The 12,043-nt window shown below is 50.6% G+C and carries 13 protein-coding genes; 12 read left to right on the top strand and 1 reads right to left on the bottom strand.

Translation table 11 applies throughout. The features are described from left to right. Positions 1-47: 47 nt before the first annotated feature. Genes HOL66_01350 through HOL66_01325 form a run of 6 tightly spaced genes read left to right on the top strand, consistent with a single transcriptional unit; the run spans position 48 to position 6,010 of the window. Complete coding sequence (locus HOL66_01350; protein ID MBT5242870.1) at positions 48-1,019, top strand: thiamine pyrophosphate-dependent dehydrogenase E1 component subunit alpha; 972 nt, start codon at positions 48-50, stop codon at positions 1,017-1,019. Then, positions 1,003-2,073, top strand: a complete 1,071-nt coding sequence (locus HOL66_01345) for an alpha-ketoacid dehydrogenase subunit beta (GenBank protein ID MBT5242869.1) — start codon at positions 1,003-1,005, stop codon at positions 2,071-2,073. Before HOL66_01350 ends, HOL66_01345 begins: the two co-directional genes overlap by 17 nt. Before the next feature lie 39 nt (positions 2,074-2,112). Then, on the top strand, positions 2,113-3,282 hold the full coding sequence (locus HOL66_01340; GenBank protein MBT5242868.1) for a DegT/DnrJ/EryC1/StrS family aminotransferase: 1,170 nt from the start codon (positions 2,113-2,115) through the stop codon (positions 3,280-3,282). A 45-nt stretch (positions 3,283-3,327) separates the two neighbouring features. Next, positions 3,328-4,272 carry an SDR family oxidoreductase gene (locus HOL66_01335; protein MBT5242867.1) on the top strand — a complete coding sequence of 315 codons (945 nt, stop codon included), beginning with the start codon at positions 3,328-3,330 and terminating at the stop codon, positions 4,270-4,272. Next, positions 4,265-5,005: an NTP transferase domain-containing protein gene (locus tag HOL66_01330; GenBank protein MBT5242866.1), complete on the top strand. Its 741-nt coding sequence runs from the start codon at positions 4,265-4,267 to the stop codon at positions 5,003-5,005. Before HOL66_01335 ends, HOL66_01330 begins: the two co-directional genes overlap by 8 nt. Further along, a complete protein-coding gene (locus HOL66_01325; GenBank protein MBT5242865.1) occupies positions 5,006-6,010 on the top strand; it encodes a kinase in 1,005 nt (334 codons plus the stop codon). A gap of 4 nt (positions 6,011-6,014) precedes the next feature. On the opposite strand, the gene HOL66_01320 is transcribed toward HOL66_01325, so the two are convergent. After that, on the bottom strand, positions 6,015-6,563 hold the full coding sequence (locus HOL66_01320) for a methyltransferase, TIGR04325 family (protein MBT5242864.1): 549 nt from the start codon (positions 6,561-6,563) through the stop codon (positions 6,015-6,017). A gap of 563 nt (positions 6,564-7,126) precedes the next feature. Between HOL66_01320 and HOL66_01315 the strand changes: the two genes are divergently transcribed. From HOL66_01315 to HOL66_01290, 6 genes are all read left to right on the top strand, one after another. Beyond that, positions 7,127-7,972 (top strand): hypothetical protein, encoded by an 846-nt coding sequence (locus tag HOL66_01315; GenBank protein ID MBT5242863.1) that lies wholly within the window; start codon positions 7,127-7,129, stop codon positions 7,970-7,972. Between the two features lie 26 nt (positions 7,973-7,998). Then, positions 7,999-8,886, top strand: a complete 888-nt coding sequence (locus HOL66_01310; protein ID MBT5242862.1) for a hypothetical protein — start codon at positions 7,999-8,001, stop codon at positions 8,884-8,886. A gap of 126 nt (positions 8,887-9,012) precedes the next feature. Next, complete coding sequence (locus HOL66_01305; GenBank protein ID MBT5242861.1) at positions 9,013-9,951, top strand: GDP-L-fucose synthase; 939 nt, start codon at positions 9,013-9,015, stop codon at positions 9,949-9,951. Between the two features lie 241 nt (positions 9,952-10,192). After that, entirely contained in the window at positions 10,193-10,663 is a 471-nt protein-coding gene (locus tag HOL66_01300; GenBank protein ID MBT5242860.1) for a hypothetical protein, read from the top strand. 3 nt (positions 10,664-10,666) lie between these two features. Then, positions 10,667-11,911, top strand: coding sequence for a class I SAM-dependent methyltransferase (locus HOL66_01295; protein MBT5242859.1), 1,245 nt, complete (start codon positions 10,667-10,669; stop codon positions 11,909-11,911). 19 nt (positions 11,912-11,930) lie between these two features. Further along, positions 11,931-12,043, top strand: a 113-nt coding sequence (locus tag HOL66_01290) for a nucleoside-diphosphate sugar epimerase (GenBank protein ID MBT5242858.1), incomplete at its 3' end; no start/stop codon positions are given.

The following is a 12,043-nucleotide window of genomic DNA, read 5'->3' as shown; positions in this document are numbered from 1 at the left end:
TATAGATGCGCCAAAGAGCACCTTTCACCCTCATCCCTTCTGGAGCCATGACATCAAATCCCCCGAATAACGTTTCGGCAGAAGACCTCAGTCGGCTGTATCGCGGCTTGCGGTTGATTCGTCGTGTTGAAGAGCGGATTGCCGATATTTATCGCACCGATGTTATTAAAAGTCCTGTCCATCTATCGATTGGACAGGAGGCCATACCGGTTGGAGTTTGTGATATTTTACGAGCTGATGATTATGTCGCCGGCACCTACAGGGGACACGCCCTTTACCTGGCCAACGGCGGTAATCTGAATGCCTTTATGGCGGAACTCTACGGTAAAATAGACGGTTGTGCGGCGGGCAAGGGCGGTTCGATGCATCTTGTCGATAGTGAGCACTATATGATCGGCAGTTCGGGCGTTGTCGCGACAAATATTCCCATTGCCCTGGGGCATGCGTTGAAATTGAAACGCGAAGGCAAGGGTCGGATAGTGGTTTGTTTCTTTGGTGACGGGGCGACGGAAGAAGGGGTGTTTTATGAAAGCCTGAATTTTGCATCGCTGCAAAAATTACCCGTGCTTTTTATTTGCGAAAATAATGCCCTCGCCGTCCACACGCCGATTGAGCGGCGCTGGGCCCATATGGATATTTGCCACCGGGTTGCGGGATTCGGCATCCCTACCCATCGGCTTGATGATCAGAATATTTTCAATATCCGCTCTATCGCAGAAGGTTCCGCAATGAGTATTCGGGCGGGCCAGGGGCCGGCTTTTATGGAGTGCCCGACCTACCGATGGCGCTCCCATGTGGGGCCTGAGGAGGATTTCGACGCCAATTATCGCCCCCGCGAAGCGTCAATTCCCTGGATTGAAAATGACCAAATGTCGGTTCTTGCGGACTTGCTGCCCGGCGATGTTGTCGCCGGACATGATACCGACGTGGAGGCCGATATTGATGCCGCGATGAGTTTTGCCGCAAACAGCCCTTTCCCGACCATGGAAGAATTGCATCGTCATGTCTACGCAGAATAATGGCCGGCGACTGCTTTCGTATGGGGCTGCCGTGTGTGAAGCAGTTGCCCAGGAAATGGCGCTGGATGAAGACGTCTTCGTTATGGGTCTGGATGTTGACGACCATACATCCATTCAAGGATCCGTGCGCGGGCTGTTGGAAAAATTCGGCCCCGAACGCATCTTCGGCACGCCCCTTTCCGAAGACGCCATGACGGGTGTTGCTATTGGCGCCGCCATGGCCGGGATGCGACCGGTCCACGTACATATTCGCATGGATTTCATGATGTTGGCGATGAACCAGCTTATCAACATGGCCGCAAAATCCCACTACATGTACGGTGGCACGGTCACGGTTCCCCTCGTGGTTCGCTCAATCATCGGAAAATCATGGGGACAGGGTCCGCAGCATTCGCAGGCGCTTTATTCCATGTTCGCCCATGTGCCGGGACTGAAGCTGGCCACACCATCAAATGCCCATGATGCCAAAGGCTGTATGATTGCCGCTATCCGCGACAACAATCCGGTGGTGTTTACCGAGCACCGGCTGCTTTATTACACGGAGGCCTATGTCCCCACGGAACCCTTCGAGGTGAAACCGGGCAAGGCGCGGGTTTGCACTCAGGGGGATGACATAACCCTTGTAGGCATTTCAAATATGGTGATCGAATGTCTGCGGGTGAACGAGTTGCTGGCTGACGAGGGCATCACCGTGGAAGTCATCGATCCGATTTGGCTGGTGCCGCTTGATATCGATACCATTGTCACTTCGGCCAAACGGACCAAGCGGCTTCTGATTGTTGATAATGCGTGGAAAAGTTGCGGAATGAGCGCGGAAATATTGGCCGCAGTCAGTGAACGGAGTACCTCTGAAGACGGCATCGTCATGGCCCGGATGGGGTTTGCGCCAACGCCGTGTCCAACAACGCCCAGTTTGGAAGACAGGTTCTATCCAAATCCCCGGACCATTGCCGCCAAGGCTTTCGCCATGGTGCGCCCAGATGCCAGGGAGCTGCAGGTGGATCGCGAAAAAGCACAATTAGCCTACCAGAGTGAATTTAAGGGCCCGTTTTAGAGCTTTGAATTTTTCAGCCAATAGAAAGAAAACAACACCATGTTTCTTGATCTAGCCGCCTCCTCGTGGGATGACGATGAAATTGCTTCAATCAACGAAGTCATTGAATCGGACCGCTATACCATGGGGCCAAAGGTAGCCGCCTTTGAGGAAGCTTTCGCCGGTTATTTCGGCAAGAAATACGCCGTAATGGTTAATTCCGGATCCTCCGCCAATCTGGTTGCTGTCGCCAGCCTCTGCTTTACCCGCAATAGACCTCTGCAACGAGGCGACGAGGCCATTGTTCCAGCTATTGCCTGGGCCACAACCTACAGCCCGCTGCAGCAATACGGACTGAAGATGCGTGTCGTTGACGTGGAACTGGAGACCCTGAATGTTGACGTCAGCAAGCTGGAGGACGCCCTGACACCCAATACGAAGTTACTTGTTGGTGTGTCCATTCTTGGCAACCCCGCTGCTATGGACGTCCAGCGGAAATTTGCCGACGATCACGGATTGTATTTTATTGAAGACAATTGTGAATCTGCGGATGCGGAATTGAACGGCCGCAAAACGGGCACCTTTGGCGATATCAATACCTTCAGTTTTTTCTTTTCACATCACATCGCCACCATGGAAGGCGGGATGGCGATTACCGATGACGAGGAACTATATCATTTGATGCGCGCCTTGCGCGCCCATGGCTGGACTCGTGATTTACCCGGTGACTCGTCAATCTTTGTATCTGGGGACGATGATTTTTTTGAAGCTTATCGGTTTATCCTACCCGGCTATAACCTCCGCCCTGTTGAAATGAGCGGTGCCATCGGGTTGAGACAGCTTCAGAAACTGGCTGGAATGACGCAGGTTCGGCGCGCTAATCTGGCCCTGTTTCAAGATTTGTTCAGGGGTGATGACAGGTTCATCATTCAACGTGAAACGGGGAAAAGCTCGGCCTTTTCCTTTCCTATTATTTTAAATCCCACCTACAACTTCGACCGGACCCGGGTGTTGGCGGAGCTGAGCAAAGCCGATATCGGTTATCGTATGATAACCGGCGGCAATATTATGCGACATGATGTCGCCAGGCATTACGATATTGAAATAGTGGGTGACTTAAAAAATGCCGATACGGTCCATGACCATGGATTTTTCGTTGGCAACCATCCTGCAGACTTGCAACCACAGATCAGGGAATTGCACAATGTTCTCGACCGGGCCTGTGGCTGAACGTGTAAAATTCATTCTCCTTAAAAATTGGAAGAAAAAGATATCATGTCCAAAAAGTTATCCGTTCTGGTAACCGGCGGAGCCGGTTACCTGGGGTCAATCCTGGTTCCGGAATTTCTGGGCAAAGGGTTTCATGTCACTGTTCTGGACAACTTCATGTTCAGGCAAAATTCCCTGGCAACCAGTTGTGTCAATCCGAATTTCAATGTGGTCAACGGCGATGCCCGTAACGAAACACTACTAAAAGAACTACTGGCGAAGGCCGATGTGGTGATTCCCCTTGCCGCCCTGGTGGGCGCTCCTATTTGCGCCCAGGATCCGATCGGCGCCACGACGACGAATCTGGACGGGCAGATGATGTTGTTGAAAAACTTGAGCCCCGACCAGCGGGTGCTGATTCCGATTACCAACAGCGGTTACGGAATTGGCGAGGCCGGAAAATTCTGCACAGAGAAATCGCCGTTGCGCCCGATTTCGCTTTATGGCCAACACAAGGTTCAGGTCGAAGCCGAGGCCTTGTCGCGGGACAATACGGTCAGTTTTCGCCTCGCTACGGTGTTCGGCATGGCCCCGCGGATGCGCATCGATCTGCTTGTCAACGATTTCACCTATCGGGCCGTCAATGATCGGGCCGTGGTTCTTTTTGAAAGTCACTTTAAACGTAACTTCATTCATGTCCGCGATGTAACCCGTGCGTTTCTGCATGCGCTGGAAAATTTCGAGGCGATGAAAGGTGAACCCTATAACGTCGGCTTGTCCGAAGCCAATCTTTCGAAATGGGAACTGTGTGAAACAATTCAAATTCACTTGCCAAATTTTGTCCCCATCGAAGCCCCCATCGGCGAAGACCCTGATAAAAGGGATTACATTGTCTCCAACGATAAAATTGAAGCCACCGGATACAAACCGGCTTTCAGCCTGGAAGATGGTATCCGCGATTTGATCAAGGGATACACCATGATTAAAAATTCTGTTTACGGGAATGTCTGAAACCGGAAAAACCGTCGGTGAAGTTCGTATTCTTGGCGATATCGATATCGTTATTCTAGCGGGTGGGCTGGGTACACGTGTGCGCAGTTCACTGGGGGATACCCCCAAGGTTATGGCGCCGATTAACGGCAGGCCCTTTATTGACCACCTGCTCGACAGACTAACAGCGGCCGGTGCTCGCCGCATCATCCTCAGCCTGGGCCACCTGGCCGATAAGGTTGTCCGGCATGTAAGGGGGCAGCCCGGCGTGGAAACAGTTATTGAACCAGAACCCCTGGGAACGGCTGGTGCAATTCGCTTTTTGCGTAACAGGTTATTGAGCGATAATGTCTTGGTGATCAATGGAGATACCTGGCTGGAGGTAGACATTGACAAATTCCTTTTGGCGCACTTGGCCAGCGGCACAGAACTTTCCATTGTTGGCGTCCATGTGGATGATGTGTCGCGCTACGGCCATCTTGAGCTTGCGGCCGACCGGATTCTCAGGTTTGTTGAAAAAGATGTCACTAATCATTCCGCCGGATTGATAAACGGGGGAATATACCTGATCACGCAAGCGGCGCTCGATGCCCTAGATTCAGTTGCGGGGCGATCACTTGAACAGGATTTCTTTTTCTCACGGCAGCCAGAATCCATTCACTGTTTTGTGCAAAATAATGCAAACTTTATAGATATTGGCACACCTGAAAGCTTGCAAACCGCAAGATCGGTTATGCCGGACGGAAAGTGTTAAATGATAATCTGCCGTACTCCCTTTCGCATATCACTGTTCGGTGGAGGATCCGATTACCCCAGTTGGTATCGGCAACATGGCGGATGTGTGCTCGGCATGGCAATTAACAAATATTGTTATATCTCAGTGCGTCAGCTACCGCCTTTCTTCGAACACCAGCACAGGATCGTCCACTCAAAAATTGAATTGGTGAAGGAAATTGATGAAATAGAACATCCTGTCGTTCGGGCGAGTTTGCAGGTTATGCAGCCCGATATGGGATTGGAAATTCACCATGACGGAGATTTACCAGCTCGCTCAGGACTTGGTTCGAGTTCGTCATTCACCGTCGGAATAATCAATGCGCTCAATGTTTTTCAAGGCCTGGAATTGACTAAACTCCAACTGTCAAATGCAGCCATTGACATGGAGCAGAATGTCATTAAGGAGCACGTCGGCTCACAAGATCAGGTTTGGGCAGCGACTGGCGGGATGAACAGGATCGATTTCAAACAAAGCGGAAATATCGACGTCAGGCCACTGAACGTAGAGGCAGAGCGGCGCAAGGAACTGACCGGTAATTTAATGCTGTTTTTTACCGGTCTATCACGGTTCGCATCCTTGATCGCCGAAAAGAAAATCGCCAATCTGTCAAAACGTCAGGCCCATGTCTTTAAAATGATGGAAATGGTGGATGAAGCGGAAAATATCCTCGCCTCGGCCAGCCGGCCATTATCCGAAATCGGTCACCTGCTCGATGAATTCTGGCAGTTGAAGAAGGGTCTTGTCGATGTCGTCAGCACCCCGGAAATTGACTCCATTTATGAAACCGCTATTGATGCCGGGGCGGTTGGGGGCAAGCTTCTCGGTGCCGGTGGTGGTGGATTTATGATTTTTTATGTTGAACCGGAAAACCAGGAAAACTTCAAGAAGAAGCTTTCTCATCTCATTCATGTACCTTTTGATGTCGATGACGAAGGCTCTAAAATCATTATTAACAAGTCTGTCTGGCCAGGTCGCAACTGAGCCATCAGGTCTTTTTTTGGAACAGCCACCCTTTCAATTCGCACTCGATTTCTGCCTGTACGATCCTCAGCCGGCTGCCATCAAAAAATTCCCTGACCAGAGAAAACCCAAAATCATCCATCACGGCGAGAATTTCCGGCTCGCTGAATAGTTGGTGTAGGAGTTCCGTCTCGCCGATGCGTTGAATAGCATAAAAACCATCGCCTTCATCGACAACGGGCGTTCGCAATAACAGTAGATAGTCATCGGCGATGGCCGCAAGCTTGCCGAGAAACCCCGCCCAGTTTTCCATATATTGAAGCGATCCGCTGACAAGAATTAAATCAAAAGTCCTAACCAAACACGCCTCGTCATCATACCAGGTGACGGCAGAATTAATGCGTCGCCCAACGTTCACCGTCGAAGGAATCTCCTTGCAATGGTAGTCGAGCGCATCTTCGGAGAGGACGGCCCTCGCCAGCTGATAAAAATGACCAAGACCCCCTCCCCAATCAAGAATTGATATGGCTTCTTTATTTCGTGAGGCCAGGGCTATAACGTAGGCCCACGTCATGTGGAGGTTATGAAGACGAAGGGGGTTCTCCGATTTTGATTCACTGCTCAGGTGGGTGAAGGATAGCGGCCCGGCCCCCCGGCATCGCCGGGCAAAACTGTCAATCTCACGTTCCATGTCCGCGACGATATATTCGGAGTCCCATCCCTTTTCAGACGCCTTTATTTGTGTGTTCGATCCATCTGGTGCGAAGATCAGGTGTCCCCTGATACGCCGTGGCCTTATCTTTCGCCAGAGATGCGAAAAAACCGGCGGGATGAATAACTTCAGGAATTTCTCAACAGATTTAAGCATTGCTTTCCTGGTCAACTCGAAGCGACACCAGCCTCGAGTGTTGAACTGCAAATCACCATTTTCAAGGTGGACATTGATCGCATCATTGATGATCCAATTGTATTTGGCAAGCCTGTTTCAAAAAACTCCAAAATCTTAATTTAAAACTGTCGCCCCTAATGGAAGTGACTATTATTGCTAGCGAATTTAACATATACCTTTATGAGAACCAGCAGAGAGGCTCTTGAATTATCGGCCTATGAGCAGCCTTTGCAACAACAGGAGTCAGTATGGATCACTCACGTTTTTTTGCAAACAAGTGGAAACAATTGTTGGAGGAAGGCGACAGGCCGAGGGCACTTACCGGCATTTCTCAAATGGAATATTCCAAATTTTCCGAGCTGGTGTTGGGAGCGGACCAAAAGGCCGCAGCGGAGGTCGCGGAACGGATCTTTGCCGGCGAGGCCATCATCCTTAAAAACGCCCTTTTGAAGGAAAAGGTTGATCAGATCAAAAAGGTTGCCTTCGATTTTGCGGCGTTAAACTCCGCATCCCACAATGAAATTATTCCCGACTGTCCCGACTGGCACGAAATAAACGATACCATGGAAACCGCTAATGGTGGTTATACGGTTTTGGATCATTCCTATTATTTTTTTCGTTGGAATGAAGGAAACGGTGAACTTTTCAACACTGCCGATACCTATTGGGAATTATGCAAAATCTTCAACGGCTATGCGCCCGGCGCCTTCAAGACCAATTTACCAGCTGACGGCCTGGTCGACCGCATTCAACTCATTAATTATCCGCGTGGTGGTGGTCATATTTCAACACACACAGACCCCGATTTCTGCATCCGTGCGCTGTTTGGTTTTCACCTGTCCTCGTCGGAAACCGATTATGATGCCGGCGGCTTTTATATCATCAACGGCGCGGGCGAGCGCGTCATGCTGGAAGATAATATGAGTTGCGGGGATATCGTCTGCTGGTATTCGTTTATTCCCCATGGTGTCGAATTTATCGATCCGGACAGGCCGACAAACTTTCAATCCCACGATGGCCGCTGGTTCATGGCCTGTAATACGATTCAGTCACATTTGGTGAAAGATCGCTATCGTGCCCTGCCAGTTGGCTGAATGTGACCTTTCAGGGAGATTGCCTTTTGGTTGCGGGGAAGATGAATAAGTTACAAAACCCGATGGTCCGCGTCGGCCTTGGCACCATGATGTTCGGCTGGAAGGTGCCATTGCAGGAAGCCTCGGCTATTCTTGAACGGTGCATGAGCGTGGGCATTGGCGTGATCGATACATCACCCAGCTACGGAAATGGCTTGTCCGAAACAATTACCGGCATGGCTCTCCAGAAACTGGATAGGAACTTGATAACGCTGGCAACAAAATTTTATCTCGAAGAATTGCCGCCGGGGCAGTTGGAAGCGGCGATCAGATCGGGATTGGAAGGTAGTCTTGAGCGGTTGAGGGTCGATCGGATCGACTACTTCACTCTCCATAACGATCTTAATCTTCCGGATTTCGCGGCCCTTGCCGGGATTATCGATAAATTAAAATCCGAAGAGTTGATTCGAGAATTTCACATCAGCAATTTTTCATCCCGCTCCATCTTGGCCGTCTTGGCTTCACCTCGATTGCTCGACGCAATCGATGGCATCCATGTAAGGCACAATCTATTATTTAGGGATGATCCCCTGTGGCGATTGCATGGGCAACGATCTTTGAATACCATTTCCTTCAGCCCCTTGTGTGAAGGTCTTTTAACCGGAAAATACCGCGCTCGTTCCGACGGGTCCCGACCGGGCGGACGCCTCATAGAAGCAACGCGGCACAGGGATTACTATGACAACCTGCTGAAGGATGAAACGGCCGTCAAAATCGAGGCACTTGTCAGAGTCTCAGGGGATAAGGGTTTGACATTGGATGAGTACGCCTACCAATGGGTTCTCGAACGAGGGCAGATCGACACCATGCTGATGGGCATTTCCTCCTTGGCGCAATTTGACTTGGCCGTTAAAAAAATCGGCAAGCTGCAATGATCTGTCTCTGGTATTAAACAGGATGTCTTGACGCTTCCAAATGCGTGAACAGCTATTTTTCAACTTTAAAAACATGGAAGGTTCATTATTTCTAAAATGAATGCAAAACAAAAATCCGCATTCTCCCTGACCGGCAAACGGGTCATGGTGGCCGGTCATAAAGGCATGGTTGGTTCGGCTATCGTCCGGCGGCTGCAGCGAGAGGACTGCGAACTGCTTACCGTCGGGCGCGACGAGGTTGATCTGCGTCATCGGGAGGACGTCGATGCCTGGATGGCGCGACACCGGCCAGAGGTGGTGTTTTTAGCCGCCGCAAAGGTAGGTGGAATTTTAGCCAACGACACCCTTCCAGCAGAATTTATTTACGATAACCTGACCATAGAAACTTCCGTCGTTCACGGTGCGTGGAAAAACGGTGTTGCAAAGTTGATGTTGCTCGGGGCGTCATGCCTGTACCCCAAGAACGCCACCCAACCTGTGGTCGAAGAGGCTTTGCTCAGTGGCCCCCTGGAGGCCACCAACCAATGGTATGCAATCGCAAAAATCGCAGGGATCAAACTATGTCAAGCCTACAGAAAACAATATGGCTGTGATTTCATATCCGTGTTGCCGACCAATCTTTACGGCCCCGACGATAATTTTAACGTTGAGTTCAGCCATGTCATTCCCGCGCTGATTCTGAAAGCCCACCAGACGAAGGAAAGTGGGGATGAATCCATGCTGGTTTGGGGCTCCGGGACACCCTTGAGAGAGTTTCTTTACGTCGATGATCTGGCCGATTCCCTCGTTTTTTTGATGCAGAACTATTCCTGTATCGACCCAATTAACGTAGGCTCCGGAATTGAAGTCAGTATCCGCGAGTTGGCGCGAACAATCTGTAAGGTCGTGGGGTTTAAGGGCGATTTGACGTTCGATACTTCCAAGCCGGATGGCGCCCCGCGAAAGCTTCTTGATACAAGCAAGCTGTCCAATCTTGGCTGGCAGGCGAAAACCAGCCTCGATGATGGCCTGAGCCAGGCCTATCGGTGGTTTCTTGAAAATAAAGCTGAATCATTCAGACCGTGAAACAGTCTTATGATGGATCGCAACTGAAAAGATGCTCTTGTTCGCCGACCAAACAAAGATTGACGAAATCGATAATCGTTCGAAAAGTCTTCATGTATTTTTCAGCAACAGGACTCATGCCAGGATCTCTACGAGACCTATTACTCCTTGCTGTTGCAGGCCAGTCAGATTATACAAAACGGGTGTTTAACTACCCTGTTTTTTAGCCCGGTTGAATCCCGCTAAAGGGAGACTGTGATTCATGTCCGAACCCGATATCGATCCCGTCACCGAAGAAGAACGCTTAAGCTGGCCCGATGAGGCCATCGTGCCGCTTGAAAAACCGTTTGTTGATGATCGCGGGGCCATTCAGCCGCTGGTTGACCGGATGATGAAATCGGCGGTGATGATTGAATCAAAAAAGGGTGCACTCAGGGCCAATCATTATCACAAAACCGACTGGCATTACTGTTATGTCATTTCAGGAACCATCGAATATTACCACCGTACCACCGGCAGCACTGATGAGCCTGAAATGCTTTTGGTTAAACAAGGCCAGATGGTCTTCACCCCGCCGATGATTGATCACGGCATGAAGTTCCCTGAAAATACTGTGTTTTTAACTCTGTCGCGCAACCCACGCGATCAGGCGACCTATGAAGCCGATGTGGTGCGGGTTGATATGCTTGATGATGCGGACAGCATCTCTTGGCGGCCCGAAGACGACAATTAGAAGATGGGTACCGCTTGTCATCGTAGAACAACCTGCCGCCTGTGCGGTAGCAGCCACTTAAGTGAAGTGTTGTCGCTGGCGCCAACACCGCCCGCCAATGCTTTCGTTGCCGAAGATCAGCTTGACAAAATCCAGCCGACCTTTCCCCTTGATGTTTTTTTCTGCGAAGATTGCCACCATGTTCAGCTTCTGGATGTTGTCAATCCGGCGGTGCTGTTTGAAAACTATGTCTATGTGTCGGGAACCTCTCCTGTTTTCGTGAATCATTTTGAAGACTACGCCGCCTTCGTTATCGACACGTATGCCCCGCAACCCGGTGCACTGATTTTTGATATTGGATCAAACGACGGAACCTTACTGAAAGCGTTTAAAAAGGCCGGTTATCAGGTTCTTGGCGTTGATCCGGCCAAAGACATTGCCGCCCGGGCGAGCGCTGAGGGGATCGAGACGATTGCCGGTTTCTTCTCCCCGGCCATGGCCAGGGATGTCCGGACAGCACACGGCGGGGCCAGCGTCATAACCGCCAACAACGTGTTCGCCCATATTGATGATCTGGGCGGGGTTCTGAACGGGATTGCTGCGTTACTTGCCGATGACGGGGTTTTCGTATTCGAGGTTTCTTATCTGCTTGATGTTTTCGAACACACCCTGTTTGACACCATCTACCACGAACATCTCGCTTATCACACCGTTGCACCGCTTGTTTCTTTCATGGCGGCGCACGGTATGGAACTGATTGGTGCTGAGCGTGTCTCCACACACGGCGGCTCTTTGCGTGCCGTCGCCCAACAAACCGGTGGTGGCAAATCCGTTGCCCCTTCCGTTGCCCAGCTGATCGACCTTGAAAAAAAGATGGGACTGGACAAGGCTGAAACATACCGGGATTTTGGCCTGCGAATTGATGTTTTGAAGGCGGAATTATCCACCCTGTTACGCGCCAGCAAGGACGCCGGGCGAACCATCGCGGCCTTCGGTGCGCCCGCCAAGGCGACCACATTGATGTATCATTTCGATATCGGAGCAGACCTGATTGATTTTATCGTCGATGACAGTCCTTTAAAACAAGGGCTTTATAGCCCCGGTATGCATATCCCGGTCGTGCCCTCAAGCGCCATTGAAGAGCATAAACCAGATGACATTGTCATTCTGGCGTGGAATTTTGCCACCCCGATCATGGCGAAACTTGACAGTTTTAAAGCCTCCGGTGGCCGCTTTATTGTACCCCTGCCCAGTCTTGAAACCCATTAACCACGAAGAAGACATTTCCATGACCGAATTTCTGCTTAAATCCGATATCGACGAGATCTGTCAGCGGCTGGCCATTCAGGCTAAGGACTTTTCGGGCAAGACGGTGTTACTGACCGGTGGCCGGGGTTTCCT

The sequence above is a fragment of the Rhodospirillaceae bacterium genome (genome assembly GCA_018662005.1).
In the GTDB taxonomy this organism is placed as follows: domain Bacteria; phylum Pseudomonadota; class Alphaproteobacteria; order Rhodospirillales; family JABHCV01; genus JACNJU01.
The sequence above is the reverse complement of the archived record's forward strand: the minus strand, read 5'-3'. Positions and strand labels throughout refer to the sequence as shown.